The sequence below is a fragment of the Neisseria sicca genome, from assembly GCF_017753665.1.
Lineage (GTDB): Bacteria > Pseudomonadota > Gammaproteobacteria > Burkholderiales > Neisseriaceae > Neisseria > Neisseria flava.
The window spans coordinates 2,376,984-2,403,345 of record NZ_CP072524.1 but is presented as its reverse complement, the minus strand read 5'-3'; the positions used below and the strand labels follow the sequence as shown (position 1 = coordinate 2,403,345).

General features: G+C 51.4%; 26 protein-coding genes, 1 tRNA gene and 3 pseudogenes. 15 read left to right on the top strand and 15 right to left on the bottom strand.

The annotated features are described in order from the left end of the window. The first annotated feature begins 3 nt into the window (after positions 1–3). Positions 4–771 (top strand): ABC transporter ATP-binding protein, encoded by a 768-nt coding sequence (locus J7445_RS11350; protein WP_070655426.1) that lies wholly within the window; start codon positions 4–6, stop codon positions 769–771. A 303-nt stretch (positions 772–1,074) separates the two neighbouring features. On the opposite strand, the pseudogene J7445_RS12625 reads toward J7445_RS11350, so the two are convergent. After that, positions 1,075–1,137 (bottom strand): annotated as a pseudogene (locus J7445_RS12625) (transposase); the annotation flags it as partial. A 20-nt stretch (positions 1,138–1,157) separates the two neighbouring features. On the opposite strand from J7445_RS12625, the gene J7445_RS11345 reads away from it, so the two are divergent. Then, positions 1,158–1,589, top strand: coding sequence for a plastocyanin/azurin family copper-binding protein (locus J7445_RS11345; protein WP_003743313.1), 432 nt, complete (start codon positions 1,158–1,160; stop codon positions 1,587–1,589). 79 nt (positions 1,590–1,668) lie between these two features. Here the strand turns inward: J7445_RS11345 and J7445_RS11340 are convergent, their stop codons facing one another. After that, a complete protein-coding gene (locus J7445_RS11340; RefSeq protein ID WP_070655425.1) occupies positions 1,669–2,565 on the bottom strand; it encodes a LysR family transcriptional regulator in 897 nt (298 codons plus the stop codon). Positions 2,566–2,687: 122 nt separating this feature from the next. Here J7445_RS11340 and J7445_RS11335 point away from each other — a divergent pair, with 122 nt between their 5' ends. Both J7445_RS11335 and J7445_RS11330 read left to right on the top strand, forming a co-directional pair. Continuing rightward, entirely contained in the window at positions 2,688–3,089 is a 402-nt protein-coding gene (locus J7445_RS11335) for a DoxX family protein (protein WP_070655423.1), read from the top strand. 83 nt (positions 3,090–3,172) lie between these two features. After that, a complete protein-coding gene (locus tag J7445_RS11330) occupies positions 3,173–3,778 on the top strand; it encodes a nitroreductase family protein (RefSeq protein ID WP_045072156.1) in 606 nt (201 codons plus the stop codon). Between the two features lie 81 nt (positions 3,779–3,859). Here J7445_RS11330 and J7445_RS11325 read toward each other — a convergent pair whose 3' ends face one another. Beyond that, the gene (locus tag J7445_RS11325) at positions 3,860–4,132 is read right to left on the bottom strand and encodes an oxidative damage protection protein (RefSeq protein WP_029609564.1); all 273 of its coding nucleotides are present in this window, start codon (positions 4,130–4,132) and stop codon (positions 3,860–3,862) included. A 220-nt stretch (positions 4,133–4,352) separates the two neighbouring features. On the opposite strand from J7445_RS11325, the gene J7445_RS11320 reads away from it, so the two are divergent. Next, positions 4,353–4,428, top strand: a tRNA-Phe gene (locus J7445_RS11320). Positions 4,429–4,546: 118 nt separating this feature from the next. Here the strand turns inward: J7445_RS11320 and J7445_RS11315 are convergent. Next, positions 4,547–4,666, bottom strand: a pseudogene (locus J7445_RS11315) (IS5/IS1182 family transposase); the annotation flags it as partial. Between the two features lie 316 nt (positions 4,667–4,982). On the opposite strand from J7445_RS11315, the gene J7445_RS11310 reads away from it, so the two are divergent. Both J7445_RS11310 and J7445_RS11305 read left to right on the top strand, forming a co-directional pair. Next, positions 4,983–5,723 (top strand): Slam-dependent surface lipoprotein, encoded by a 741-nt coding sequence (locus J7445_RS11310; RefSeq protein ID WP_070655421.1) that lies wholly within the window; start codon positions 4,983–4,985, stop codon positions 5,721–5,723. A 112-nt stretch (positions 5,724–5,835) separates the two neighbouring features. Next, the gene (locus J7445_RS11305) at positions 5,836–7,290 is read left to right on the top strand and encodes a surface lipoprotein assembly modifier (protein WP_070655419.1); all 1,455 of its coding nucleotides are present in this window, start codon (positions 5,836–5,838) and stop codon (positions 7,288–7,290) included. A 136-nt stretch (positions 7,291–7,426) separates the two neighbouring features. Here J7445_RS11305 and J7445_RS11300 read toward each other — a convergent pair whose 3' ends face one another. The 3 genes from J7445_RS11300 to argG form a co-directional block, all read right to left on the bottom strand. After that, entirely contained in the window at positions 7,427–8,056 is a 630-nt protein-coding gene (locus tag J7445_RS11300) for a DUF421 domain-containing protein (protein ID WP_070655417.1), read from the bottom strand. A 12-nt stretch (positions 8,057–8,068) separates the two neighbouring features. Then, complete coding sequence (locus J7445_RS11295) at positions 8,069–8,518, bottom strand: DUF3290 family protein (protein WP_209283064.1); 450 nt, start codon at positions 8,516–8,518, stop codon at positions 8,069–8,071. 95 nt (positions 8,519–8,613) lie between these two features. Beyond that, the gene (gene argG, locus J7445_RS11290; protein ID WP_070655413.1) at positions 8,614–9,957 is read right to left on the bottom strand and encodes an argininosuccinate synthase; all 1,344 of its coding nucleotides are present in this window, start codon (positions 9,955–9,957) and stop codon (positions 8,614–8,616) included. 313 nt (positions 9,958–10,270) lie between these two features. Between argG and J7445_RS11285 the strand changes: the two genes are divergently transcribed. Beyond that, positions 10,271–11,071: a competence/damage-inducible protein A gene (locus J7445_RS11285; RefSeq protein WP_070655411.1), complete on the top strand. Its 801-nt coding sequence runs from the start codon at positions 10,271–10,273 to the stop codon at positions 11,069–11,071. Between the two features lie 68 nt (positions 11,072–11,139). Here the strand turns inward: J7445_RS11285 and J7445_RS11280 are convergent, their stop codons facing one another. Next, positions 11,140–12,114 (bottom strand): glycosyltransferase, encoded by a 975-nt coding sequence (locus J7445_RS11280; RefSeq protein ID WP_083310411.1) that lies wholly within the window; start codon positions 12,112–12,114, stop codon positions 11,140–11,142. A 191-nt stretch (positions 12,115–12,305) separates the two neighbouring features. Continuing rightward, complete coding sequence (murJ, locus tag J7445_RS11275; protein WP_070655409.1) at positions 12,306–13,847, bottom strand: murein biosynthesis integral membrane protein MurJ; 1,542 nt, start codon at positions 13,845–13,847, stop codon at positions 12,306–12,308. 210 nt (positions 13,848–14,057) lie between these two features. Here murJ and J7445_RS11270 point away from each other — a divergent pair, with 210 nt between their 5' ends. From J7445_RS11270 to cysS, 5 genes are all read left to right on the top strand, one after another. Then, positions 14,058–14,756, top strand: a complete 699-nt coding sequence (locus tag J7445_RS11270; RefSeq protein WP_070655407.1) for a thiol:disulfide interchange protein DsbA/DsbL — start codon at positions 14,058–14,060, stop codon at positions 14,754–14,756. A gap of 195 nt (positions 14,757–14,951) precedes the next feature. Then, a complete protein-coding gene (gene obgE, locus J7445_RS11265) occupies positions 14,952–16,106 on the top strand; it encodes a GTPase ObgE (protein ID WP_209283063.1) in 1,155 nt (384 codons plus the stop codon). Between the two features lie 83 nt (positions 16,107–16,189). Next, entirely contained in the window at positions 16,190–17,236 is a 1,047-nt protein-coding gene (locus tag J7445_RS11260; protein ID WP_019269890.1) for an AAA family ATPase, read from the top strand. A 10-nt stretch (positions 17,237–17,246) separates the two neighbouring features. Next, complete coding sequence (locus J7445_RS11255) at positions 17,247–17,762, top strand: hypothetical protein (protein ID WP_019269889.1); 516 nt, start codon at positions 17,247–17,249, stop codon at positions 17,760–17,762. Next, positions 17,759–19,180 carry a cysteine--tRNA ligase gene (gene cysS, locus J7445_RS11250; protein WP_070655403.1) on the top strand — a complete coding sequence of 474 codons (1,422 nt, stop codon included), beginning with the start codon at positions 17,759–17,761 and terminating at the stop codon, positions 19,178–19,180. The genes J7445_RS11255 and cysS overlap by 4 nt, the downstream gene beginning before the upstream one ends. An 85-nt stretch (positions 19,181–19,265) precedes the next feature. Here cysS and J7445_RS11245 read toward each other — a convergent pair whose 3' ends face one another. Then, positions 19,266–19,781 (bottom strand): acyltransferase, encoded by a 516-nt coding sequence (locus J7445_RS11245; RefSeq protein ID WP_070655401.1) that lies wholly within the window; start codon positions 19,779–19,781, stop codon positions 19,266–19,268. Between the two features lie 282 nt (positions 19,782–20,063). Between J7445_RS11245 and rpmE the strand changes: the two genes are divergently transcribed. Both rpmE and J7445_RS11235 read left to right on the top strand, forming a co-directional pair. After that, on the top strand, positions 20,064–20,279 hold the full coding sequence (gene rpmE / locus J7445_RS11240; protein WP_003741450.1) for a 50S ribosomal protein L31: 216 nt from the start codon (positions 20,064–20,066) through the stop codon (positions 20,277–20,279). A 169-nt stretch (positions 20,280–20,448) separates the two neighbouring features. Continuing rightward, on the top strand, positions 20,449–22,101 hold the full coding sequence (locus J7445_RS11235) for an ArnT family glycosyltransferase (RefSeq protein ID WP_070655399.1): 1,653 nt from the start codon (positions 20,449–20,451) through the stop codon (positions 22,099–22,101). Between the two features lie 424 nt (positions 22,102–22,525). Here the strand turns inward: J7445_RS11235 and J7445_RS11230 are convergent, their stop codons facing one another. From J7445_RS11230 to J7445_RS11210, 5 genes and pseudogenes are all read right to left on the bottom strand, one after another. Continuing rightward, positions 22,526–23,014 carry a TlpA family protein disulfide reductase gene (locus tag J7445_RS11230; protein ID WP_070655397.1) on the bottom strand — a complete coding sequence of 163 codons (489 nt, stop codon included), beginning with the start codon at positions 23,012–23,014 and terminating at the stop codon, positions 22,526–22,528. After that, positions 23,011–23,397: an acyl-CoA thioesterase gene (locus J7445_RS11225; RefSeq protein ID WP_016686441.1), complete on the bottom strand. Its 387-nt coding sequence runs from the start codon at positions 23,395–23,397 to the stop codon at positions 23,011–23,013. Before J7445_RS11225 ends, J7445_RS11230 begins: the two co-directional genes overlap by 4 nt. Then, positions 23,397–23,759 (bottom strand): hypothetical protein, encoded by a 363-nt coding sequence (locus tag J7445_RS11220; protein WP_016686442.1) that lies wholly within the window; start codon positions 23,757–23,759, stop codon positions 23,397–23,399. The genes J7445_RS11225 and J7445_RS11220 overlap by 1 nt, the downstream gene beginning before the upstream one ends. An 88-nt stretch (positions 23,760–23,847) precedes the next feature. After that, positions 23,848–23,988 (bottom strand): annotated as a pseudogene (locus J7445_RS11215) (IS5/IS1182 family transposase); the annotation flags it as partial. Positions 23,989–24,054: 66 nt separating this feature from the next. Further along, positions 24,055–26,163: a TonB-dependent receptor gene (locus tag J7445_RS11210; RefSeq protein WP_070655395.1), complete on the bottom strand. Its 2,109-nt coding sequence runs from the start codon at positions 26,161–26,163 to the stop codon at positions 24,055–24,057. Between the last annotated feature and the right edge of the window lie 199 nt (positions 26,164–26,362).

Here is a 26,362-nt window from a genome sequence, read left to right as displayed (position 1 = left end):
GAAATGTTGAAACTTGAAAACGTCCATATCCGGCGCGGCGATTATGTGGTCGCCGACAGTATCGATTTGACGCTGGAACAAGGCAAAGTCTATTCCGTGCTCGGCCCGAACGGCACGGGCAAATCCTCGCTGATGAAAACGATTTTCGGCGAAGTGGCGCACAAAGGCACCATCCGCTACGGCGACGAAGTGTTGAGCAAAATCCACCTGCAAAGCTGGCGCAAACGCATAGGCTATATGCCGCAGGATACCGCCGCCGAAGCCTCGCTGACCGCGCTGGAAGTCGTGTTGCTCGGCCGCATGGACGCGCTGCACATGCACGTCGGCGACGAACTGCTGCACGAAGCCGCAAGTATCATGGCGGAGCTGGGCATCGGCCATCTGGCGCACCGCGACGTCATGCGGCTTTCCGGCGGACAGCGGCAGCTCGTCATGTTTGCCCAAGTCATGCTGCGCCGTCCCGAAATCCTGATGCTGGACGAACCGGTCAGCGCGCTGGATATGCACCACCAATTGAACCTCTTGGAGCGCGTGGTGCAATACACGCACGAACACAATCTGGTTACGCTGATGGTGTTGCACGATTTGAGCCTCGCCGCGCAGTTTTCAGACGGCGTGATTCTGCTCGGCGAAGGCAAAGTACAGGCGCAGGGCGCGCCGCAGGACGTGTTGCAGGCAGACATGATAGGCAGGCTGTACAAAGTGGACATCGAACTCTTATACGACAGCAAAGGCCTGCCCGTTATCCGCCCGATGCGGCAGAGTGCGTAACTTAACCGCCGCCGTCATTCCAATGGATTCCCCGCCCGCGCGAGGATGACGACGGTTGACAATCAACAATCCGCTCCTGAAATGTCGGAATTGAGCATCCGGCCTGCGTTCTCCCTGCAACTTATCCCCTCGCCCGCGGGAGAGGGTTAGGGAGAGGGCAGTAAGCCCAAGGCTTACTTCTTAGACTTATCAGCCCGTCCCATATTTTTTATAGTGGATTAACTTTAAACCAGTACGGCGTTGCCTCGCCTTAGCTCAAAGAGAACGATTCTCTAAGGTGCTGAAGCACCAAGTGAATCGGTTCCGTACTATTTGTACTGTCTGCGGCTTCGTCGCCTTGTCCTGATTTAAATTTAATCCACTATATCCTTAGAAAGGACTCCCCCATGAAAAAATCCCTCTTCCTCCTCATGCTGACCGCTTCCCTCGGCGCATACGCCGCCAACCACGAAGTCAAAATGCTCGACAACGGCAAAGACGGTAGCATGGTGTTCGAACCCGGCTACGTCAACGCCAAAGTCGGCGACACCGTAACCTTCAAAGCCGCCAACAAAGGCCACTGGGTGCAAAGCAAGGCCCTGCCCGACGGCGTTGCCGACTTCCTCTCCGAAGACGGCAAAGACTTCACCCTCAAACTCGACAAAGAAGGCGTATACGTCTATACCTGCCCGCCGCACCGCATGATGAACATGAGCGGCGTGATTCAGGTCGGCAAACCGGTGAACAAAGCCAAAGCGCAAGCCGTTGTGGACGAACTGGAAAACCGCGCCATGCAGAGCAAAGGTCGTCTGAAAAAATACATGCAGCAGGTCAAATAAACCGCCGCACAAACAAAAGGTCGTCTGAAACCGCTTTCCCGTTTTCAGACGACCTTTTGCTAATCTTCATCCCCAATCCTCATTCCCCTTCCGCCGAAATCTTCTCGTTCAGGAAATCGATAAAACTGCGCACCTTCGCGCTCAAAAACGCCCTGTCCACATAAACCGCGTTTAATTGCTCGGTCCGCACCCGATATTCCGGCAGCAGGCTGACCAACCTGCCTTCCTTCAAATCCTGTCTGGCAGACCACAGCGGCTGATAGGCGATGCCCGCGCCCGCCCTGACCAATTCGCGGATCATCAGCGTATTGTCGCTTAGAATCACCGGATTAAGCGTCAGAATGCTTTTTTCGCCCGTTTTCTGATGCGTGATTTCCAAATTGCGCTGGTCGGTATAGGACGGCAGGATGGCGGGATGGCGCATGGCTTCTTCGGGCGTTTGCGGCGTGCCGTGTTTCGCCAGATAGTCAGGCGAGGCGAGCAGGACGAACTGGATTTGCGCAAGCGGTTTGACGATAAGCGACGGAGACAGGGTTTTTGAGACGCGCAAGGCGAGGTCGAAGCCTTCGGCAATCAAATCGACGTGGCGGTTGTCGAGTACTAAATCGAGCATGACTTCGGGATAGCGTTCGCGGTATTCCGCCAGCCAGTTGCTGATTAAATTGCCCGCAAACCAAAGCGGCATGGTCACGCGCAACATACCCTGCGGCGTGTCCGCCCCGCCTGCCGCCTTTTGCGCGGCGGTGTCGAGCGTATCGAGCGCGTAGCTGCATTGGCGGTAGTATTCTTCGCCCGCTTCGGTCAGGTGGAGGTTGCGGCTGTTGCGGTGCAGCAGTTTGGCTTTAATCGAATTTTCCAAATGGCTGACGTGTTTGCTCGCCATTGCGGTGGAAATATCAAGCTGCTCGGCGGCGCGGGTGAAGCTGCCGCTTTGGACGACTTGGCGGAAAACTTTGAGGCTGAACAGGGTATCCATGTTTTCTTTTGGGGAAACGTTGTATCAATAAAAGCAGTATATATCTACTGGCAGTAATTATCTATACTGCCCAAATAAGATTAGTTTTCATTCCGTTCTTACATTTTGATTAGGAGTATCCCATGTCTGCAACCTGTGCCCGTATCCAACCTATTTTATTGTCCGTATTGCGTATCGTAACCGCCTACCTCTTCCTCTTACACGGTACGGCGAAATTCTTCGGCTTCCCGACCGCCATGGGTAGCGGCTCGCCCGAAGGCTTGATGCTGGTGGCGGGTATTTTGGAAATCGTCGGCGGCATCATGCTGATTCTCGGAATGTTTACCCGTCCTACCGCCTTCGTCCTGTCCGGTCAGATGGCGGCTGCCTACTTTATGGCACACGCTGCCAAAGGTTCGGTGCTGTTCCCGCTTGCTAACGGCGGCGAATCGGCAGTCTTGTTCTGCTTCGTGTTCCTCTATCTCGCAGCAGCCGGCGGCGGCTCATTGGCATTGGACAACCTGTTCGGCAAAAACAAATCCTGATAGACCCAAAGGTCGTCTGAAAACAAGCAAAATAGATTTCCAAACCCGCCAACCGATTCAACATCAATCAAAGGAAAAACAACATGACTTATCAAACCTTGCAACAAGCGGCCGAAACCCGCCGCTCCATTTACGCGCTGAATAAAAACCTGCCTGTCAGCAACGAAGAAATCAGCGAAATCGTCAAACATGCCGTCTTACACACGCCTTCTTCCTTCAACTCGCAATCCACCCGCGTTGTCGTCCTTTTCGGCGAAGAACACGGCAAAGTGTGGCAATTCGTTGAAGACGCTTTGCGCGCCATCGTGCCTGCCGAACAGTTCGAGCCGACTGCGCAAAAATTAAATCTGTTCAAAGCAGGCGCGGCGACCATTTTGTTTTTTGAAGATCAAAACGTCGTCAAAGGTCTGCAAGAGCAGTTCCCTTCCTACGCCGCCAACTTCCCCGTTTGGGCGGACCATGCGAACGCGATGATGCAATACGCCCTCTGGACAACGCTTGCCGCCGCCGGCGTGGGCGCGAACCTGCAACACTACAACCCGCTACCCGACGCCGCCATCGCCAAAGAATGGAACCTGCCCGAAAGCTGGCTCTTGCGCGCGCAAATGGTCATCGGCGGCATCGAAGCGCCTGCCGGTGAAAAAGCTTTCGAACCGGTGGAAAACCGTTTGAAAGTGTTCGGCGCATAATTTGCCCGTCAACATTAAAAAAGGTCGTCTGAAAACCAATTTAGGTTTCAGACGACCTTTGCCATTCAAAACAGCTTGCGCTTATTCTTGCGGAGGGACATAGCCCTGAACAGCATCCGCCCCGTCTCCGAAGAAATACTGCTCCATCTGCTGCGCCAAATATTCGCGCGCGCGCGGGTCGGCAAGGCTTAGGCGGTTTTCGTTAATCAGCATGGTTTGATGACGCGTCCACGCATTCCAAGCCTCTTGGGACACATTTTCAAAAATACGCTTGCCCAGCTCGTTGGGCAGTGGCGGGAATTTCATACCTTCGGCCTCTTTGCCGAGTTTGACGCAGTGAACCATACGGGTCATGGCAGCTTCCTTCATGATGGTGTTTCAGACAGCGCGTATTTTATCGTATTGCCTATTTATAGGAAAGGCTGCGAAAAACGGGGAAAACCTGCTAAATACGCTGCTTTTTTAATCCAATATAAAACATATATTTATAAAAATAATATACGGCGCATCGAAATAAACCTTGCGTTAAAACGCCGTTTTTGGTTTAATGCACATCTCGCAACGAAACAGCGAAGGCCAGATAGCTCAGTTGGTAGAGCAACGGATTGAAAATCCGTGTGTCGGCGGTTCGATTCCGCCTCTGGCCACCAAAACGAACCGCCTTTGGCGGTTATTTTTTTGCCTATTTCCTAGATATTATTTCTCAATTTCAAAAGTCGTCTGAAACAAGCTCTGCGGGTTCCGCCGAAAGAAATTTTCAGACGACCTTTTCTCTTCTTTATATAGTGGATTAACTTTAAACCAGTACGGCGTTGCCTCGCCTTGCCGTACTATTTGTACTGTCTGCGGCTTCGTCGCCTTGTCCTGATTTAAATTTAATCCACTATAAATCATTTCAATTAATCCATCACCAATCAATTAATCCATCACCAAAACATTTCAATATCAGGACAGATTAAATTGCGGCGTGCACCAACGCCAACCGTGTTTACTATACTTCTTAACTAAAAACAAACATTCTTATCCTATTCTTATCTCATTCCAACCTTCTCCAAAACATCCGCTAATTCTCCTCTAACACTCCCAGCCTAGAATGAGATTCAGATAAAAGAAAAACAAGTCTCCTCACATAACGAACGATAATCTGCTCACACTGACAGAACATTATTTTCCCAACCATCGTTTTTCCCCTAAGGAGCGTATCATGAAACTGAATCTGCAAAAAACCACCGCTGCTGTTTTGGCTGTTTTGTTCAGCGCAGGCGTATTTGCCGCCAACGATTACTACAACCCGTTTGATTATGGTTACCAAAACCACAAATACGGCAAAAAATGGGGCAAACCCGCATCTGAAGCCGAAGGCGAAAAAGTGATGAAACACGCTGCCTACCGTTCAGGCGTACACTACACCAACGTGAACCATATGCCCGGCAATGTAGACCGCAACGGCGTGAAAACCGTACAGGTTAACGACGCACGCACCCGTCAAAACCTCGGCCGCTATGCGTTCAATACCATCAAGAGCGGCGGCTCGGAAGTGTATTACGGCGAATGGGTCGGTAAAGAATACGCCAAAGGCACCAATCGCGGCGTTTTCTACTCAGGCGACAAACGCGCTACTTCTATGCCGGTATCAGGCGTAGCCAACTACGCAGTTAAAGGTATCAACAACTACACCGGCAACAACCCGATGGTGGGTACTTTGCGCGCAGACTTCGGTCAACGCGTCTTGGCGGGTTCTATGAGAAACAACGCGGTAAACATGGATGTCCATGCCCGCATCAAACCATCTAGCGCATCGTTTGAAGGCTATGCCCGCGCCAACGGCCACTTCGGTAAAACCGAAGGCCACTTCTTCGGTCACAACGCAAGCGCGCTGGCCGGTGTTGCCAAATTTAAAACCAACCGCAACTTGGATACGGCATACGGCGGTGTAAAACGCTAAAATCCGTAGTTTAAGTAAAATAAAGCCTGCTTCATGCAGGCTTTTTTAAACACCAGCCCGCCAACCACCTTCTCAAGGTCGTCTGAAAACCGCCGACCGGAAAGCCGACATCATGTACAAACCGTCTGCCTGCCTTCTCCTGTTTCTCGCCGCCCCCGTCCTTGCCGCGCCCGTCCTTGCCGCGCCCCGTTCTGACTTTTCAGACGACCGTACCGCGCAACGCCTGTGGCAGAACACCCGCCAAACCATGCAGGAACAGGAACAAAAAGTGCGCGAATACCGCCTCGACATTCCCTCCGAAAACATCGGGCAGACAGCCGAAACCGACCCCGAAGCCGACCAAGGCGAAGCCCTGTTCAACGCCGTCAACCACAGCGACTGGCAGACCGTGCGCCCGCTGCTTGAACGTTATACACAGCAAACCGAATACGACCCCGACATCGCCCTCTTTGCCCGCGCCTCGCTCGCCCGCGGCGAAGGCAGATGGAAAGCCGCCAAACAAGACTACGAAACCCTGCTGCAACGCCACCCCGACTTCACGCGCGGACGGCTCGATTACGCCCGCCTGCTCTTTGAAGGTCGTCTGAACCGCGAAGCCACTTCCGAATTTATGCGCCTTCAAAACGAAGACCTGCCCGAAGCCGTCAAAGAAAACATCGGACATTTCCGCGATTCCTTAAACCAACGCCAAAGCTGGCAGGGCAGCCTTTCCGTCGGTGCCGTCCACAACAGCAACATCAACGAAGCCAGCGGTAAAGTGTGGTGTAAAACCGAAATCGACGGCGAATGCTGGGAAGAGTTTTCCGGCGACAAACCCATTTCCGCCAACGGCATCAAATACGAAGCCGCCTCCGTCCGCCGCTGGCAGATTAAAGGACACCACGGCATCGCCGCCCGCGCGCTCGGCTACGGCCGCTTCTACCGCGACCATAAAGACTTCAACGAACACACACTCAACCTCAGCGCAGGCTACCAGTTTGAAAACCACCGCCACACCTTCGCCCTTGCCCCGCTCGTCGAATGGAACGGCAGCGGCGGCAAAACCCTCAATCGCGCCTACGGCGTACGCAGCGAGTGGAACCTCGACAAAGGCAGCTGGACTTGGAACACCGAAGCCGAGTGGAAATACCTCTCCTATTCCGACAAAACCCGCCTGCTCGACGGCAACCTCATCTCCGTTTACAACACCCTGTCCTACTTCCCGCGCAACGACCTCATGCTCTACGGCGGCATAGACTGGCAGCAGCGCAAAGCCAAAGAACCGGTGGACAGCTACCGCCTCATCTCCGCACGGCTGGGCGCGGCAAAAATGTTTGAAGCCGGCTTCGACGCCTCCGCTTCCGCCACCTTCGGCATCCGCAGCCACCGCGAAGAAAACGCCGTACTCGAACAACGCCGCCGCGACAAAGAGCAAACCTACCGCCTCAGCATAGGCGCGGATCGCTGGAAATTCGGCGGACTCAAGCCCGTCCTCAGCTACAAACACCGCCGCGTCCACGGCAACACCGACTGGCTGTACAGCTACAAACAAAACGAAGTCGGTCTGTCGCTGGTCAAATCGTTCTAACGCGGGACGCAGAAACACAAAGGTCGTCTGAAATTCAGTTTTCAGACGACCTTTTTTCTTTTGACTCTATTCGAGCATTGGATTAACGGTAGGTTTATTGCGAAAACCTATCCAAACACAATCTTCACTTTCACCATCAAGGATAAGGATGTGCCACCAATTTCCCGTCTATGTATTCACCGATATAGACTTTCGAGGCATCAAGATGGAGGCGGTCAAGTTCCTGTTTCAGCCACTCGTTGTCGCGTTTGATGATTTCTAAGATGTCATGGTCGATTTGCCCGTCGGTAATCAGGGGGTAACGCAAGCTTTCGTCGCCGTATTGGATAACGGTAAGCTGCCCGTTTTGCTCCATGACGGCGCGCTTGACGGCGGCAATTTCGTAGATACCGGCGGCACGGAGCTTAAACATCAGGTCGTGTGCGCTGATGCCGTTTTTCATACATTCTTCGGTTTGGATTTCACCGTTAACGATGACCCAGACGGACTTCCCGTCAATGATGGATTTGACCCAGTGGTTGTGGTTTTTGATGAATTTCAGACTCAAGACCAACAGCGTCCACAAAATCAGCACGAGGAAAAACTGTAAAAGCCCGACGCTGTCGCTGTAAATCACGCCGCCGATGATGCCGCCGAGAACATAGTTTTGCACTTGATCCATGGCGGAGGTGGGGGCGAGGTTGCCTTTACCTAAAAGGTTGATTTGCAAAACCAAACCTAAAATTCCCATAAGGAGTTTGAGGGCAAGGAGGGAGTATGCTTCCATGAGTGTGTCCTGTTATTCTTTGTCGATAAGTTCGATGTTGTTGTTGACCAGATTGATGGGGGTCAGGGTGTAGGCGGAGAAGTCTTGATTGAAATGGACTTCGTAGTATTGGTTTTTGATGCCGACGATCATGCCGTTGTATAGGTGCGTGCTGTTGACGCTGATGTCGCGCTTTTCCACTTTTTGGTTTTCAATCAGGGTATTGAGAAAACCGACCATGCGCGATGTATCCGCGGCGAAGTTTTGGCGTTCGCTGTACGAGAGATATTGGATGCCGCTGATGAGGATAAGCAGCAGCAGGGCAATGATGCTCAGGTCGCGGTATTTGGTGTCCATGCGGTGGCGCAGGTATTGCGACACGGCGAGCAACAGGACGACGAGCGCGGCAAAAATGAGGACGTATTTCAAGTAGTCGTTGAAATACATATGGTTTTCAAGATAAAAGTGTGTGAAGAATTTCATGATTTCAAATGATTTGAGGAAAAGGTGGGGTCGTCTGAAAACGGTTTTTCAGACGACCTTTCCCGTTTGAAACAATTCAAAATGGCTGGGCTGCTTTATTTCTTATTGCCCAACTGCGGCAATACCGAACCTTCGCCCAGCGACAACAAACCGCTTTGCGAGTAAATACCCAGTTTGGCGCGGGTGTCAGTGATGTCGAGGTTGCGCATGGTGAGCTGGCCGATGCGGTCGAGCGGGGTGAACGCGGCGTCTTCGACTTTTTCCATGCTCAGGCGTTCGGGTTGGTAGGTCAGGTTGGGCGATTCGGTGTTCAGAATCGAGTAGTCGTTGCCGCGACGCAGTTCGAGGGTTACTTCGCCGGTAATGGCTTTGGCGACCCAGCGTTGGGCGGTTTCGCGCAACATCAGGGCTTGGCTGTCGAACCAGCGGCCTTGATAGAGCAGGCGGCCGAGGCGTAAGCCGTTGATGCGGTATTGTTCGATGGTGTCTTCGTTGTGGATGCCGGTAACCAAGCGTTCGTAGGCGATGTGGAGCAACGCCATGCCCGGGGCTTCGTAGATGCCGCGCGATTTGGCTTCGATGATGCGGTTTTCGATTTGGTCGCTCATACCCAAGCCGTGGCGACCGCCGATGCGGTTGGCTTCGAGGAAGAGTTCGACGGGGTCGGCGTATTCTTTGCCGTTCAATGCAACGGGCACGCCTTCTTCAAAGCGCACGCTGACTTCTTCGGGTTTGACTTCGACGTTTTCGTCCCAGAAGGCAACGCCCATGATGGGTTTGACGATTTTGATGCCGCTGTTGAGGAATTCCAAATCTTTGGCTTCATGCGTTGCGCCGAGCATATTGGAATCGGTGGAGTAAGCTTTTTCAACCGACATTTTGTAGTTGAAACCGTTGGCAATCAGAAATTCGCTCATTTCGTGACGGCCGCCGAGTTCGTCGATAAATTGTTGGTCGAGCCAAGGTTTGTAGATTTTCAGCGCGGGATTGGTCAAGAGGCCGTAACGGTAGAAACGCTCGATGTCGTTGCCTTTGTAGGTGCTGCCATCGCCCCAAATGTTGACGTCGTCTTCCTTCATGGCGGAAACGAGCATGGTGCCGGTAACGGCGCGGCCTAAAGGCGTGGTGTTGAAATAGGCGATGCCGCCGGTGGAAACGTGGAACGCGCCGCATTGGATGGCGGCGATGCCTTCATGTGCCAACTGCGCGCGGCAATCAATCAGGCGAGCGTTTTCCGCACCGTATTCCATCGCTTTTTTGGGAATGGCGTTGTAGTCGTCTTCATCGGGCTGACCGAGGTTGGCAGTGTAGGCATAAGGCAGCGCGCCTTTGAGTTTCATCCACAACAGCGCGGCAGAGGTATCAAGACCGCCGGAGAAGGCGATGCCGACTTTTTGACCGATGGGGAGGTGTTGCAGGATAGTATTGTTTTGGCTCATGAGGGAATCCTTTGGACTTGAAAAATGGAGTTCATTATCTTATAAATAGAACACATTGTCAGCCGTCAAGGTCGTCTGAAAATGAGCCTTGCCCGTTTCGCTGAAAATCTTTTCAGACAACCTTTACGCCATCCGCAACCCGACTCCCTCCCCTGTGGGGGAGGGTTGGGGAGAGGGTGCAGACAGCAGCCCTTAAGCAAACGCTGCTTGAAAAACGCAAGCTCAGCCCTCTCCCTAACCCTCTCCCACGGGAGAGGGAATAAATTAAAGTACCATCAACATTTTCAGACGGCATCGGTAAAGAATCCTATCCATGAACGCTTTCAACCTCATCATCATCGGCGATGAAATTCTGCACGGCAGCCGCCAAGACAAGCATTTCGCCTTTTTCAAATCCCTGCTGGAATCGCGCGGGCTGAAGCTCAATCAGGTGCAATACCTGCCCGACGAACCTGATTTGCTGGTCAAACAACTGCGCCGCAGCTTTTCAGACGGCCTGCCGACTTTCGTTACCGGCGGCATCGGTTCCACGCCCGACGACCACACCCGCCAAGCTGCCGCCGCCGCTTTGGATTTGCCCGTCGCCCGCCATCCCGAAGCCGCCAAGTTCATCGAAGCCGTTACCCTTAAACGCGGCGAACCGCTTGACGCCCCCGAACACGCCCAGCGCCTGAAAATGGCGGATTTTCCCGCAGGTGCAGAGCTTGTGCCCAACCCGTTCAACAACATCGCCGGATTTTCCATCCGCGAACATTATTTCTTCCCCGGCTTCCCCGTGATGGCGCACCCGATGGCGGAATGGGTTTTGGATACTTATTACGCCGACCGCTTCAACCAAACCGAACGCGGCAGCCGCAGCGTGTATGTATTCGGTCAGCCCGAATCGCGTGTCGCGCCGATTATGGAATACGTCGAACACACCTACCCGGGCGTGCTCTCTTACAGCCTGCCCAGCGTCGGCTGGCAGAATGCGGACGGAACGGCGGTCAAACCGCATATCGAATTCGGCATCAAGGCGGAAGGCGAAGCGTGCCGCGATTTGGATAAAGCATGGGACGAAGTATTGCAGCGTTTGAAGGATTTGGGCGCAGAGTTGAAAGATACGCCTGATTGAAGCGCAGGATGAAATAAAAAGGTCGTCTGAAAACCTGTATTGGTTTTCAGACGACCTTTTTGAGTCTGTCAATCTTTCGCCATGATCTTGGAAGCCGCCAGAAGCTTTAACAACAAACGGCTGCGGAATACGTGGCACAAAAGGCGTACGTCGCGGCGGCGGTTGAATTTGCTGGGATAGCCCGCCATTCGGAAATCGTAGCCGTTTTCTTCCAGCCTGCGGAACAGTTCGTCCGTAGAAACACCGCTTTTAAGCATCGAAACCAAATGGATGAATTGGAAGGAATCCCGTATTTCCAATAACCTGCGGGCAACTTTAGGCGGCTGCCCAGGCGTAGCGAGCAGGCGCGTATATTCCCTTACTGCCAAACCGATGTCGTCGAGGTATTTCTTCGTCTGCTCGGGCGTACGCTTGCTGCGCATAGCGGATTCAGGGTTGTCGACATAATCATAAACAACGGTATTGCTGGCAATGACGGTTTTGCATTGCAAAAAATACTCGGTCAAAAATACGCCGTCTTCCAAATATTTCATGCCTTCGATAAATTTCAGACCTGCTTTTTCCAACAGGTTGCGTTTGTAGATATACGCCCAAACGCACGACCAAAACGGATAGCGGTCCATATAATCCGCTAAACCGATAACCTCATCCTCATTGGCAGGATAGCGCGCATCAACATTGAATTGGAGTATATCCGCATCGGAACGTTTCATTTTTTCAACCAAACCTGTCATAAGCGGCGGATCAACATTGTCGTCGTGATCCATAAACATCACATATTCCCCGCGCACTTTGGACAAACCGATATTGCGCGCCCTGCTGACTCCGCCGTTGGGCGTATCAATCAACTGCGCCTGCAATTCGGGATGTTCATTGAAAAACTGCCTGAACTGAGCCGATGTATCATCGGTAGAACCGTCGTTTACAACAATAAATTCTATCCCTTCGACAGCCTTATGCAGACCTGCAAAATGACGGCACAAACCTGCCGCAAATTTTCCGCCATTATAGACGGGGACGATGAGCGAAACTGTTATCGACATAAATCTGCATCCTGCTAAGAAGGTTAACCGATTAAAGATAGACATTCACCGCGTATTTAAGTTTCAAGTTTAATATTAAAGACGCTAATAATTTTTATAACATACCATCTAGGAAATAAATAAGGGACAAGCTTTCCAACCTATGCATCCGGTTTTCAGACGACCTTTCCATAATAATTGATAATTGCGATTCAGTGCGTTTCCACCCGTTTGAAATCTCTCGGTCTAAAACCCATCGCAGCCAGCGAAACGAAATACAAACCGCCGCCTATCGCAATCAAGATGCACAACTGACCGGCTTTACGCAAACCGCCGACATGCACCCACTCAAAAGGCAGATAAGCCTGCGCCGCCCACAATCCGCCACCCATCACGACAAGCGACAGCAGCATTTTACCCAGAAAACTCCCCCACCCTTTACCGGGTTGGTAAATACCATGTTTGCGCAACAGGTAAAACAACAATCCCGCATTGATACACGCGCCCAAACCGATGGCAAGCGAAAGCCCGACGTGTTTCAGAGGGCCGATAAAGGCAAGGTTCATCAACTGCGTGCAAACGAGCGTAAAGATGGCAATTTTGACGGGCGTTTTGATGTTTTGCCGCGCATAGAAACCGGGTGCCAACACTTTAATCATGATTAAGCCGATTAAACCGAAAGAATAGGCAATCAGCGCATGTTGCGTCATCTGCGCGTCAAACAGCGTGAATTCTCGGTACATAAACAGCGTCGCCACCAGCGGGAACGACAACACCGCCAGACCGACCGCCGCCGGCAGGGTCAGCAGCATACACAGGCGCAAACCCCAGTCGAGCAGTCCGGAAAACTGCTCCGTATTCTGATTGGCGGCATGTTTGGACAAAGTTGGCAGCAAAATCGTACCGAGCGCTGCCCCCAAAACGCCGCTGGGCAGCTCCATCAGGCGGTCGGCGTAATACATCCACGAAACGCTGCCCGATTGCAGATAAGAAGCAAAAATCGTGTTGATGACCAAGGAAATCTGTGCCACGCTCACGCCCAAAATCGCAGGCGCCATCTGTTTCATCACGCGGTTGACCGCCGCATCTTTAAAATTCAGTTTGGGCAGTTTCAAAAAGCCCAGTTTCGCCAACCAAGGGAGCTGAAAGCCAAGCTGCAAAATCCCGCCGACAAAGACTGCCCAAGCCAGCGCAGTAACGGGAGGATCAAAATACGGTATGAAATACAGCGAAAAGACGATAAAAGAAATATTCAAAAACGTCGGCGTAAACGCAGGAATGCTGAACTTATGATAAGAATTCAGTACCGAGCCGACAAAGGAAGACAACGAAATCAATAAAATATATGGGAACGTAATCTTCAGCAAATCGATGGAAAGCTGAAACTTGTCCGCCTCCTTGGCAAAACCGGGCGCGGAAATCCAAATTACCCAAGGCGCGGCAAGAATGCCCAGCGCGGTAACGATCACCAGGACAAACGACAGCATCCCCGCCACATGGCGGATAAACGCCTCCGTCGCCTCTTTCGAACGCGTTTCCTTATATTCCGCCAAAATCGGCACAAAAGCCTGTGCAAACGCCCCTTCCGCAAATACGCGGCGCAGCAGGTTCGGTAGTTTAAAAGCCACAAAAAAAGCGTCGGTTGCCATACCCGCACCAAACGCTCGGGCAATTACCGTATCACGCACAAATCCAAGTATGCGCGACACCATCGTCAAGCTGCCGACCTTGGCCAAAGCCCCTAACAAATTCATCCGTTTTATTCCTTCAAAAGTCCAGACGTCGTCTGAAAGCGCGTATTGTACGACAGAATTGAACAGAACACTTTTTTCAGACGACCTCTTTCAACATCGCCTGAAACCATCATTTCCCTACATGAAACCGTCTTTTTCACATCAAACCATATATCAAACCGCCAAAATGCAATAAAATCTCCCATTTAACCAAACTATCACGGAATAAACATGAAACTGAAAGCCTTGGCGCTTACCGCCGCCCTGCTTGCCCTGACCGCCTGCGACAACAAAGCCCAAACCAGCGTCCCTGCCGACAGCGCGCCCGCAGCCTCAGCAGCTTCCGCTGCACCTGTCGCTTTAGTTGAGGGGCTTAACTACACCACACTCAGCACACCTATTCCCCAACAGCAGGCAGGTAAAGTCGAAGTCCTCGAATTTTTCGGCTACTTCTGTCCACACTGCGCCCACCTCGAGCCCGTTTTAAGCAAACACGCCAAAACCTTCAAAGACGACACCTACCTTCGTACTGAACACGTTGTTTGGGGCGATGAGATGAAACCGTTGGCGCGCCTTGCTGCCGCCGTCGATATGGCGGTCGCAGACACCAAAGACATTGCAAACAGCCATATCTTTGATGCTATGGTTAATCAGAAAGTCAAACTGCAAGACCCTGAAACCCTCAAAAAATGGTTGGCCGAGCAAACCGCTTTTGACGGCAAAAAAGTCCTCGCCGCCTACGAATCCCCCGAAAGCCAAACCCGCGCAGACAAAATGGCAGAGCTGACCAACACCTACAAAATTGACGGCACGCCTACCGTCATTGTCGGCGGCAAATACAAAGTCGAATTTGCCGACTGGGAATCAGGTATGAAAACCATAGACCTGCTTGCAGACAAAGTACGCGAAGAACAAAAAACTGCCAAATAATCCCAAAAAAGCAAACAGCCGTCCGAAACCGCGATTTCAGGACGGCTGTTTTCACAAAACATCAGGCAAAAAACCAAGCAGGACAGAGAAACGGGCGCACATCCCCCATATCCCTTATAATATCCCCCATTCCCATTTTTTCAGACGACCTCCGACACAAAAGGTCGTCTGAAACCCAAAATACAAGAGAACACCATGAAATTCATCGACGAAGCAAAAATCGAAGTCGCCGCAGGCAAAGGCGGTAATGGCGCAACCAGTTTCCGCCGCGAAAAATTCGTACCGCGCGGCGGTCCTGACGGCGGCGACGGTGGCAAAGGCGGCAGCGTCTGGGCAGAAGCCGACGAAAACACCAACACCCTCGTCGAATACCGCTTCGTCAAACGCTACCAAGCCAAAAACGGCGAAAAAGGCCACGGCTCCGACCGCTACGGCGCAGGTGCGGACGACATCGTCCTCAAAATGCCCGTCGGCACCCTTATCCGCGACCTCGACACCGACGAAATCGTCGCCGACCTCACCCACCACGGCCAGCGCGTCTGCCTCGCCAAGGGCGGCAAAGGCGGCTTGGGCAATATCCACTTCAAATCCTCCGTCAACCGCGCCCCGAAACAATCCACGCCCGGCGAAGAAGGCGAAACCCGTTCCCTGCAACTCGAACTCAAAGTCTTCGCCGATGTCGGCTTATTAGGCATGCCCAACGCCGGTAAATCCACCCTGATTACCGCCGTATCCGCCGCACGTCCCAAAATCGCCAACTACCCCTTCACCACCCTGCACCCGAACTTAGGCGTCGTGCGTATCGACGAAAATCACAGCTTCGTCATGGCAGACATCCCCGGTCTGATTGAAGGCGCGGCAGAAGGCGCAGGTCTCGGCCACCGCTTCCTCAAACACTTATCGCGCACCGGCCTGCTGCTGCACGTCGTCGATTTGGCACCCTTCGACGAAACCGTCAACCCCGCCGAAGAAGCACTCGCCATCATCAACGAATTGCGCAAATACGACGAAGAACTTTACGGCAAACCGCGCTGGCTGGTGCTGAACAAACTTGATATGCTCGACGAAGAAGAAGCCCAAGCGCGCACCGCCGCCTTCCTCGAAGCCATCGGCTGGCACTACCTGAAACCAGACGACCGCTTCCAATTCGACATGGAAACCCCGCGCCTCTTCCAAATCAGCGCGCTGACCCACCAAGGCACGCAGGAGTTGGTACACCAAATCAACCAATACCTGGCCGAGAAAAAACGTATCGAAGCTGAAAAAGCGGAGGCGGAGCAGGCAGCGGTAAATACCGAGATTGCCGAGCAGCAGCCTAAAACGGATACAGGTGTGTTTAAACCGGAGTGAAAAAAGAAAAGGTTTCAGACGATATTTGTTCTACAAAAAGGTTGTCTGAAACAATCTTAAAGCAAGATTGAAATGGATTAAAAATGTCATCTAACCAATATATCCAGTCGCTTGAGTTGACGAACTTTACCGTTCTTCCAAACGATACTTTTGAATTTTCTGAAAATCTCAATGTTATTGTTGCCGAAAACGGTTGTGGCAAAACACATTTGTTAAAAATTTTATACAGCCTGCTAGAAGTAACATCTAACACCAAAAACAGATTACTGAAAACAGAATTGCAAAAAAGTTTTGCCGATAAATTACTGAATGTTTTCCGTCCCGATTCCTTGGGCAGGTTGAGCAAACGTTTGCAGGGGCGTGGACGTACGGAAATTGTTTTAAAACTGCAAAACGGTACTACGCATAGTAGGCTGAATTTTTCCAGCAATTCATCATCGCAAGTCAATATCGAAAGTATCGGGCTGAAAGAAAGTGAACATACTCCGACGCCTATCTTTTTACCCAGCCGTGAATTAATTACACTTTGCCCTTGGTTCACTTCTTTGTATCAAAACCAAAGCATCCCTTTCGAAGAAACTTGGTTTGATACCTGTATGCAATTAAATCACCCGCTTGCCAAAGGTCCCAGAGAAACCAAAATTCGAGAATTACTTGAACCTCTTGAGAACGCAATGGGAGGAAAAGTATCTGAAGAACAAGGAAGGTTTTATCTATCGCTGACAAATACGGGCGGTAAGATTGAAGCACCTTTGGTAGCAGAGGGTTTGCGGAAATTTGTCATGATTGCCCGGTTAATCGCAACAGGGGCATTGCTAGATAAAGGCTATCTATTTTGGGATGAACCGGAAGCTAATCTGAATCCTAAATTGATCAAAGTGGCTGCCCGTATTATTTGGTCTTTATCTCAACAAGGCATTCAAGTCTTCATTGCGACACACTCTTTATTTTTATTGAGAGAGCTTGAGATCCTCAAAGTAAAGGAGAAAAACATATCAAGCCGTTATTTTTCATTGATTGCAAGTGAAGGTGATGTAAAACTGGAACAAGCCGACGATACAACTGATTTATCAACCATTGTCGCTCTTAATGAAAATCTTGCACAATCAGAAAGATATCTAGATATTTAAGGGAAAACAAATGACAATTACCGAAGGTTCATTGAAATTTGAATTTCCTGAACATTGCATCACCTCAAAATACGATGAATGGTCACACTACCGTAAACAGTTTGAAAATAAATGTTCAACAGGCAATAAAGCCATAGACTTTATCGCAATCGAAGCAAATCAAACACTATGGCTTTGTGAAATTAAAGATTTTAGAATTGGGCAGCGTAATCCGGAAAAGCTGCCTTTAGAACAGGAAATTGCTTTAAAAGTAAAAGATACGCTTGCGGGCATTGTTTCAGCAAAATTTAAAGCAAATAATCCTATTGAAAAAAACTTTGCTGAAGAATCCCTAAAATGTAAAAACATCCGTATCGTTTTACACATAGAGCAGCCAGACGGAATACGTCAAATCTATAATTTGTCGGACTTAAAGGATAAATTAAAAAGGTTATTGAAAGCTATTGATCCTCATGTTGTTATCTCAACCTGCTTAAACCAAAAGTATGTTCCTTGGACGATTACAGAAAGTTCAAATACCCCATGACCACCATCTACAACACCCTGACCCGTCAAAAAGAACCTTTCATCCCCATCGACCCTAAAAACGTGCGCATGTACGTTTGCGGCATGACCGTTTACGACTATTGCCACTTAGGCCATGCCCGTGTGATGGTTGTGTTCGACATGATTGCCCGTTGGCTGCGCGAGTGCGGCTATCCGCTCACTTATGTGCGCAACATTACCGACATAGACGACAAAATCATCGCCCGTGCGGCTGAAAACGGCGAAACCATTGGTGAACTGACCGCGCGTTTCATTCAGGCTATGCATGAAGATGCCGATGCTTTGGGCGTGTTGCGTCCCGACATCGAGCCGAAGGCAACGGAAAATATCCCGCAAATGATTGCCATGATTGAAGCCCTGATTCAAAACGGTAAGGCATACCCTGCCGCAAACGGCGACGTTTACTACGCCGTGCGCGAGTTTGCCGCTTACGGACAATTGTCGGGCAAATCGTTGGACGACCTGCGCGCAGGCGAGCGTGTGGAAGTGGATGGTTTCAAACGCGATCCGCTTGATTTTGTATTGTGGAAAGCGGCCAAAGCAGGCGAACCGGCATGGGAAAGCCCTTGGGGCAACGGCCGTCCGGGTTGGCACATCGAATGCTCTGCCATGAGTGAAAACCTGTTCGGCGATACTTTCGACATCCATGGCGGCGGCGCGGACTTGCAGTTCCCGCACCATGAAAACGAAATCGCCCAAAGCGTCGGTGCCAGCGGTCATACCTGCGGCCACGACCACGCGCAAACTCACCACGGCCAAAGCATCGCCAGCCACGTTAAATACTGGCTGCACAACGGCTTCATCCGTGTGGACGGCGAAAAAATGTCCAAATCGTTGGGTAACTTCTTCACCATCCGCGAAGTATTGAAACAATACGACCCTGAAGTCGTGCGTTTCTTCATCCTGCGCGCCCACTACCGCAGCCCACTGAACTACTCGGATGCGCATTTGGACGATGCAAAAGGTGCGCTGACCCGTCTGTACACCACGTTGAAAAACACACCAGCGGCTGAGTTTGACTTATCTGAAAACGCCAACGACTACACCCGCCGTTTCTACGCTGCCATGAACGACGATTTCGGTACGGTCGAAGCGGTTGCCGTATTGTTTGAGCTGGCAGGCGAAGTGAATAAAACCAATGATGCGTACCTCGCCGGCTGCCTAAAAGCTTTGGGCGGCATCATCGGCCTGCTGCAACGCGATCCGACCGAGTTCCTGCAAGGCGGCGCGGTTTCAGACGGCCTCTCCAACGAAGAAATCGAAGATTTAATCGCCCAGCGCAAACAAGCGCGCGCGGATAAAAACTGGGCAGAGTCCGACCGCATCCGCGATCTTCTGAACGAACACAAAATCATTCTGGAAGACAACGCTGGCGGTACGACTTGGCGGCGCGGCTAATTTGCTTTGATACGAAAAAAGGTCGTCTGAAAATCATTTTTCAGACGACCTTTTGATATTTGATTGAAAGCAGTGATGTTTGTACTCAATCTTCCAATAGGTTCTTTTTAATGACCGCAGGATTCCCCGCAGCTACGCAATACGGTGGTACATCTTTGGTTACTACCGCCCCCGCGCCGATAACCGCTCCTTTGCCTATCCGGACACCACCCATAATAATCGCGCGCCGTCCGATCCACACATCATCTTCAATCACAATCGGATTGACTTCCGTATAGCCCTCATATTTCAAAGTCTCACGATTAAACTTGTGATTATTAGAATAAAACAAACATTCCGGCCCCATCATGACATCATTGCCTATTGTCAAACCATAGCATATTTCACAATTAACACCGATACCCGAGTTATCGCCGATCACCGTATCCGGCATGACATACGCACCTTTTTCGATATTGACGTTTTTGCCGATATGCGGCGACACTCTCTTTGCCAAAAAACCACGGACTTTTTTAGCAGGCGAACCCAAAACGCTGCAATAAGACGGCGGCAGTAAACCGCCGATTACTCGCAGAATCAAACCATTTACTCTTGCCTTCATCCCTATACGGTTCCTCATTTCAAATATATTGTCATCAGACCCCTATTTTGCACAAAGTTCAAGAATAAAGCAAAAATTCTCAAAAAATTACCAAAATAAACAATATGATAAATAATTCAGCATCTTATTATCCCAATCATCATTTCAAGAACACAAAAGCAACGCCGACCAACCTCTCTCGGGCAATATCCTCTTGACGGAACAGAAAAAAACAGCGAGAATCCGACTCTTGTCTGAAGCATAGGTACATCCCCTATGCCCGCTTAACCGAAAGGAAACAAAATGAAACAAGGTATCCACCCTAATTACCACGAAATCAACGTTACCTGCTCTTGCGGTAACAAATTCGTCACCAAATCCGCGCTGGAAAAAGACAACTTCAACATCGAGGTTTGCTCTTTGTGCCACCCGTTCTACACCGGCACTCAAAAAATCGTCGACACCACCGGTCGCGTGGACAAATTCAACAACAAATTCGGCAACCTGTTCAAACGCTAATCGCCGCTCTACTGAAATAAAAAGACTGCATTTTATGCAGTCTTTTTTGCTTTATACGTCGTCTGAAAATGCATTTTCGCCAGATTAAAAACCAAATCCCTCCTTTCAGACGACCTCCCGCCGAATCTTTGCTAAACTACACGAAAATACGTTCAACATCCTCAAAGCTATGCTCACTTACACCCCGCCCGATCCGCGACAACCTGCCAAAACCCATGAAAAACCCTGGCTCTTGCTGCTGATGGCATTTGCCTGGCTGTGGCCGGGCGTGTTTTCGCACGACTTGTGGAATCCCGCCGAACCCACCGTCTTTACCGCCGTCGAAGCCTTAGACGCAGGCGCGACGCCGTTGGTCGCCCATGTGTTGGGACAGCCGGATTTTCAGATTCCGCCCGTCTATTTGTGGGTGGCGGCGGCGTTCAAACACCTGTTGTCGCCTTGGGCGGCGGACGCTTATGATGCCGCGCGTTTTGCGGGCGTTTTCTTTACGATTATCGGGCTGACCGCCTGCGGTTTTGCCGGATTCAACTTTTTGGGCAGGCACCACGGGCGCAGCGTCGTCCTCATCCTGATCGGCAGCATCGGGCTGCTCTCGGTCGCGCACTTCCTCAACCCCGCTTCGGTCGCCTTTGCCGCATCGGGCATGATATTGTGCGGCTTTTCGTTGGCGCAACGCCGCGTCATTACCTCCTCCCTGTTGCTGGGCTTCGGCTGGGCGTTGCTGTCGCTTTCATCGGGCTATCTGATGACCGCCGCGCTGATGTTTTTAGCACCCGCCCTGCTGCTCGATGAGAAATGGCGCGTCAAACGCTATTACCTGACACTGGTCGGCGCGTTTGCCATCGGACTGCCGCTGTTGACGGTTTACCCGCTCATCTTCTCCAGAATACAGCCCGAACTCTTTTCCTTCTGGCTGCAACATCATTCGCTCGGCGCATTCGGCGGTTTGGGTGATTTTCAGACGACCTTCAGCCTGTTCTATTACCTGAAAAACCTGCTCTGGTTTACCCTGCCCGCGTGGCCGCTCGCCGCATGGACGTTAAGCCGTCCCCGCATCCGCGAAAAAAACTGGAGCGTATTGTGTATTTCATGGTTCCTCATCGTCCTCAGCATTCTCGCCGTCAGCCCGCAACGCCTACAAGACAACCTCGTTTGGCTGCTGCCCCCGCTCGCCCTGCTCGGCGCGGCTCAACTGGACGGACTGCGGCGCGGCGCGGCGGCGTTTATCAACTGGTTCGGCATCATGTCGTTCGGTCTTTTCGCCATCTTCCTGTGGACGGGCTTTTTCGCCATGAACTACGGCTGGCCTGCCAAACTCGCCGAACGTGCCGCCTATTTCAGCCCGTATTACACGCCTGACATCGACCCGATGCCGATGGCGGTCGCCCTGTTGTTCACCCCGTTGTGGCTGTGGGCAATTACCCGTAAAAACATCCGCGGCAGACAAGCCGTCACCAACTGGGCGGCAGGCGTTACGCTGGCGTGGGCATTGCTGATGACCCTGTTCCTACCGTGGCTTGATGCCGCCAAAAGTCATGCGCCCGTCGTCCTCCAAATGGAAGCCTCCCTCTCCCCCGAACTGAAACAACGGCTTTCAGACGACCTCGAATGTATCAGCATCGCCGCCGAAGACCGCCGCGCCCGTATCGCTTGGGCGCAATACAGCGAATTGAAACCCCATATCAACGACGCTGCCTGCCGCTACCGTCTGGTGCAGCAGCCTAAAAACACCGACGCGCCGCAAGGTTGGACGGAAATCTGGCAGGGCGCGAGACCGAGAAACAAAGTGGAAGGCTTCGCACTGCTGGAGAAAGCTGAATGAATCCGCTAGGGGTGTGAATGACAAACGTCGTCTGAAAATCCGTTTCAGACGACGTCTTTTCATGGGAATTTGAATATCGGAAACATCGTTTGCAAGAATGCGTCTGACAGGTATTTGATATAGTGGATTAACTTTAAATCAGGACAAGGCGACGAAGCCGAAGACAGTACAGATAGTACGGCAAGGCAAGGCAACGCCGTACTGGTTTAAAGTTAATCCATTATAAACACAAAGGTCGTCTGAAAACCGATATTTAGATTTTCAGACGACCTTTTAAATCATCTAAGGTTATGAAGAAAGGCACACAAAAACAATATTGCCGAAACTGCTGTCATTTCCGCATCAATCAGCATTTGCGAGAAAGGAATCAACACGTTATCCCAATAAATACATAAGGGCGCATCATTGCTCCCTTTTTTGATTACTATTTCGCCAATTCTTTGTCGATTTCCTGATAAAGCGCGGCGAAGTCCGGCTCGCCGACAAAGGTTTTCAGGATTTCGCCTTTTTTATTGATCAAGAAAGAAGTCGGGTAAACCTGCGTACCGAACGCTTGGGCGGCGGCTTTATCGGCATCAAACATGACGGTAAAAGGCAAGCCGTATTCTTTGACGTATTGGTTTACGCTTTCCAACGAGTCTATCGGCTGGGCAATGCCGAGGACTTGGAAGTCTTTACCTTGATAGTCTTTGGACATTTTGATGACTTTGGGCATTTCGCTGACACAGCCCGGGCAGGAGGGAAACCAGAAATTGATGAAGCTGACTTTGCCTTGCAAATTGGCGTTGGACACCGGTTTGCCTTGCAGGTCGGACAAAGAGAATGCGGGAGCAGGTTTGTTATCCGGAATGAGGACGATGGCGAGCAGCACGCCGATAATGGCGACTGCGGCAATGGTAATGAGTTTTTTCATGCTTCGGCGTATTGTTTTAAAAGGGTAAATAGAGGTTCGGGAATGCTGATGCTCCGCCCGCTTTCTGCGCTGACAACCATCAGCGTACTTTCGGCTTCGACGGCATTTTTGCCGCTGGGCAAAACGATGTTTTGGGTAAGGATAATATGACGCGAGGTCAGCTCTTTCAGACGACCTTCAAAGCGTAATATGTCGCCCTCGACGGCGGCGCGGCGATAACGGATGTCGGTGCGGACAACCACCAGCATCAAGCCGTCGATTTCGGACAAGAAACCGTGTTCCTCAAAAAATGTCCAGCGCGCTTCTTCGAGAAATTCGAGATAGCGCGCGTTGTTGACATGACCGTAGCCGTCAAGATGGTAATTGCGGACGCGGACGTTCATCAGTTCAGATTAAAGGGTTGAAAGGCTTCACGGGCGAGCGGTTCGTGTTCGAGGTCGGTAATGACGGTGGAGAGCTGTATGTCGAACCATTCGTTGAAAATATCGGCGTCCAAATCAGGCCACTCGCTCTCATCTTCGCACCAGTCGGCAAGTTCGGCAGCGAAAATGTCTTCAAACCGCGCTTCGATTTCGTCCCATACTTCGTCGGCGGTTTCACACGGACGGACGAGGTAAGAATTGGCATCGGCTTGAATGTCTTCAAGCGTCAAACCGTCAAGATGATTACCGGGCAGGGTTTGCAGCCAGTTCCAAAAAGGATCGAGCGGGATGAGCAGGAAGACGCTGCGGTTGACTTCGTACATGATGTTTTCCTTAGTTTCAGATAAGGGAATGATATAGCAAAGGCCGTGCAAACGCCATCTTTACGGACTGCCGCATTCTTTGCAGCCTTAAGCGTCCCGCCTTATTCATGAGCGTATATAGTGGATTAACTTTAAACCAGTACGGCGTTGCCTCGCCTTGCCGTACTATCTGTACTGTCTGCGGCTTCGTCGCCTTGTCCTAATTTAAATTTAATCCACTATAGAAAGTAAAAGGTCGTCTGAAAACCCGTGTTTCGAGTTTTCAGACGACCTTTGTTCTGTTTTCTGACCGGGATTAGAAACTGTAATTCACCCGTGCCGTATAAGTGCGCGGCGCGCCGGGCATGGCGTCGGAACGCCAGTATTTTTGATTGAACAGGTTGCCGACGGCGAAAGTAAGGTTCAGATTTTTGCGGTTCCAGCCGAGCATGGCGTCGGTGCGGGCGAAGCCGGGAAGCGTGGTGGTTAGCTTTTGGCTCGAATTGTAGCCGTAGCGTTTGCCCGTACCGGTTACGCCGATTTCGCCGTAGAGGTTTTCAGTCGGCGTGTAACGGAAAAACAGGTTGCCGGTAACGTTGCTGGTGTTTTCCAAATGGATGCCCACGCGGTTTGGATTTTCCTTGTCTTCAACCACTTTCGCCTGCATCACGCCCAACGATCCGCGCAGGTAGAGTTTTTTGGGGATGATTTGTCCGATGGCGGACAACTCCACGCCGCGCGAACGGTGTTTGCCGCCGACTGCCCAAGTGTAGGGATTATTTTGTGCGTCGGGGCGGTAGCGGATATTGAAGCGTTCGATTTGGTAGGCGGACAATGTGGTGCTGAGACGTTCGTCCAGCCAACTGCTTTTGACGCCGGTTTCGTATTGGCGGGTGTACTCGGGGTCGGCGTTGAACACGGCGGCAGACGAAGTGTCGATACTCAAATAGCCTCCGCGTCCGCCATAAGGCGCGAAGCCTTTGTTATACGAGGCGTAGAGCGTGTGGGCGGGCATTACGTTCCACACTGCGCCGATGTTGGGGCTGAACGAGTGGCCGCTGTATTGGCGGCTGCTGCCGGTGAGTTTGTTTTCGGAATTAAAGGTGTATTTGTCGTAACGGCCACCGAGGACGAATTTCAAATCGGGCGTGGCGGAGAAGATGTTTTGCACAAAGATGCCGTAGGAGTCGGCTTTGTGGCGGTTTTGGGTGAGGACGGGTTGCAGCCTGCCCGAAGCCGGCCAGCTTGCGCGGTCGTAGGGGTTGATGGAGGCGGAAAAGGCGCGGCTGAAACCCAATGTCGGGTTGCGGCGTTCGCGGCTGTAATCCAGGCCTACGGTCAGATGGTTTTCAAAACGGCCGATGGTGTAGTCGCCGTTGAGCGTGAAGTTGGACGACAGGGTTTTGTTGTCGGTCTGCTGCCAGGCGTAGTTGCGTTTGATGCGGTTGCCGTTTTCGCTGCCTGCATAGAAATGGTCGAAATCCTGCGCCGCCGTGCGGTGAGCGAGCTGCCATTGGGCGCGCCATTTGTCGTTGAAGGCGTATTCGAGGTCGGAACGCCAAACTTGCAGCTTGTCTTTGACAAAATCGTTCCGGTGGGCGAACCCCATGCGGTAAGGCAGTCCGAAGCGGTCGTACACGGATTTGGTCGGACTGCGGTCGGGCGTGCGCTCCACATTGTCGTAGGTGTATTGCCCCGTCCATTTCAAGCCGTTGTCGAGTTTGACGGTAATGCTGGGTGAAACCATGACGTTTTTGCTGTCTATGCCGCTGCGGAACGAATTGGCGCGCCCGACTTCGCCGATGAGGCGGATGGCGACGTTTTTGTTCAGCACTTCGTTGATGTCCATATTCAGGCTGCGGTTTGCCCATGAGCCGTAAACCGCACCGATGTTGCGGCTTTGTTTGAAGTTGGCGTATTTGCTGACCATGTTGATGACACCGCCGCCGTTGGTGCGGCCGTAAAGTACGGAAGACGGGCCTTTCAGGATTTCCACGCGCTCGATGTTGGCAGTGCTGCGGCGCACCTGCCCGCTTTCGCGCACGCCGTCGCGGTAAATATCGGATGCGTCGGCTTGGAAACCGCGCAGGAAAATGCTTTCGCCGCGCATATCGTAGGCAGCGTCGATGCCGGCATTGCCTTCGAGGATGGAACTCAAATCGTTCGTACCGTAATTTTTGTTTTTTTGGATGTTGAGCGTATCGACGGTTTGCGGCGTTTCTTTGATGAGCTGCCCGTTGCGGGTAACGGCGGCTTCGTCATAGTTGATGTAGCCTTTGAGTACGCTGGTGTCAGACTGTCCGACCACGGTAACGGTGGGCAGGGTAGCGGTGTAATGTTCACCATCGGCTGTATCGGCGGCATACAGCGGGAAGGCGGAGGCAATCAGGGCGGGAAGCAAGGAAAGGCGGGTGGAATATTGCATGTTCAACTCGAAAGGTGAAGGGATGCCGCATTATAGGAAATATTTTTGTTTAATCGAAATAATTGATAACAATTATCTTTATTTATAACAAATCGTGTTTATATTCTGCAACGAAGCAGCTACCAATAAAAATACATTTAAAATGAATACTATTATCTGATTATTAAATATAAATTTAGAATTACACAAACACCGCCAT

What these genes read in the sequence shown, in the direction of transcription:
- J7445_RS11280 (WP_083310411.1), bottom strand. Translation starts at nt 12,114, where the DNA reads ATGTCGATAACAGTTTCGCTCATCGTCCCCGTCTATAATGGCGGAAAA.
- obgE (WP_209283063.1), top strand. Translation starts at nt 14,952, where the DNA reads ATGAAATTCATCGACGAAGCAAAAATCGAAGTCGCCGCAGGCAAAGGC.
- J7445_RS11210 (WP_070655395.1), bottom strand. Translation starts at nt 26,163, where the DNA reads ATGCAATATTCCACCCGCCTTTCCTTGCTTCCCGCCCTGATTGCCTCC.
- J7445_RS11330 (WP_045072156.1), top strand. Translation starts at nt 3,173, where the DNA reads ATGACTTATCAAACCTTGCAACAAGCGGCCGAAACCCGCCGCTCCATT.
- J7445_RS11260 (WP_019269890.1), top strand. Translation starts at nt 16,190, where the DNA reads ATGTCATCTAACCAATATATCCAGTCGCTTGAGTTGACGAACTTTACC.
- J7445_RS11245 (WP_070655401.1), bottom strand. Translation starts at nt 19,781, where the DNA reads ATGAAGGCAAGAGTAAATGGTTTGATTCTGCGAGTAATCGGCGGTTTA.
- J7445_RS11285 (WP_070655411.1), top strand. Translation starts at nt 10,271, where the DNA reads ATGAACGCTTTCAACCTCATCATCATCGGCGATGAAATTCTGCACGGC.
- J7445_RS11220 (WP_016686442.1), bottom strand. Translation starts at nt 23,759, where the DNA reads ATGTACGAAGTCAACCGCAGCGTCTTCCTGCTCATCCCGCTCGATCCT.
- cysS (WP_070655403.1), top strand. Translation starts at nt 17,759, where the DNA reads ATGACCACCATCTACAACACCCTGACCCGTCAAAAAGAACCTTTCATC.
- J7445_RS11310 (WP_070655421.1), top strand. Translation starts at nt 4,983, where the DNA reads ATGAAACTGAATCTGCAAAAAACCACCGCTGCTGTTTTGGCTGTTTTG.
- J7445_RS11325 (WP_029609564.1), bottom strand. Translation starts at nt 4,132, where the DNA reads ATGACCCGTATGGTTCACTGCGTCAAACTCGGCAAAGAGGCCGAAGGT.
- J7445_RS11235 (WP_070655399.1), top strand. Translation starts at nt 20,449, where the DNA reads ATGCTCACTTACACCCCGCCCGATCCGCGACAACCTGCCAAAACCCAT.
- J7445_RS11270 (WP_070655407.1), top strand. Translation starts at nt 14,058, where the DNA reads ATGAAACTGAAAGCCTTGGCGCTTACCGCCGCCCTGCTTGCCCTGACC.
- J7445_RS11295 (WP_209283064.1), bottom strand. Translation starts at nt 8,518, where the DNA reads ATGAAATTCTTCACACACTTTTATCTTGAAAACCATATGTATTTCAAC.
- J7445_RS11230 (WP_070655397.1), bottom strand. Translation starts at nt 23,014, where the DNA reads ATGAAAAAACTCATTACCATTGCCGCAGTCGCCATTATCGGCGTGCTG.
- J7445_RS11300 (WP_070655417.1), bottom strand. Translation starts at nt 8,056, where the DNA reads ATGGAAGCATACTCCCTCCTTGCCCTCAAACTCCTTATGGGAATTTTA.
- rpmE (WP_003741450.1), top strand. Translation starts at nt 20,064, where the DNA reads ATGAAACAAGGTATCCACCCTAATTACCACGAAATCAACGTTACCTGC.
- murJ (WP_070655409.1), bottom strand. Translation starts at nt 13,847, where the DNA reads ATGAATTTGTTAGGGGCTTTGGCCAAGGTCGGCAGCTTGACGATGGTG.
- J7445_RS11225 (WP_016686441.1), bottom strand. Translation starts at nt 23,397, where the DNA reads ATGAACGTCCGCGTCCGCAATTACCATCTTGACGGCTACGGTCATGTC.
- J7445_RS11335 (WP_070655423.1), top strand. Translation starts at nt 2,688, where the DNA reads ATGTCTGCAACCTGTGCCCGTATCCAACCTATTTTATTGTCCGTATTG.
- J7445_RS11345 (WP_003743313.1), top strand. Translation starts at nt 1,158, where the DNA reads ATGAAAAAATCCCTCTTCCTCCTCATGCTGACCGCTTCCCTCGGCGCA.
- J7445_RS11255 (WP_019269889.1), top strand. Translation starts at nt 17,247, where the DNA reads ATGACAATTACCGAAGGTTCATTGAAATTTGAATTTCCTGAACATTGC.
- J7445_RS11350 (WP_070655426.1), top strand. Translation starts at nt 4, where the DNA reads ATGTTGAAACTTGAAAACGTCCATATCCGGCGCGGCGATTATGTGGTC.
- J7445_RS11305 (WP_070655419.1), top strand. Translation starts at nt 5,836, where the DNA reads ATGTACAAACCGTCTGCCTGCCTTCTCCTGTTTCTCGCCGCCCCCGTC.
- argG (WP_070655413.1), bottom strand. Translation starts at nt 9,957, where the DNA reads ATGAGCCAAAACAATACTATCCTGCAACACCTCCCCATCGGTCAAAAA.
- J7445_RS11340 (WP_070655425.1), bottom strand. Translation starts at nt 2,565, where the DNA reads ATGGATACCCTGTTCAGCCTCAAAGTTTTCCGCCAAGTCGTCCAAAGC.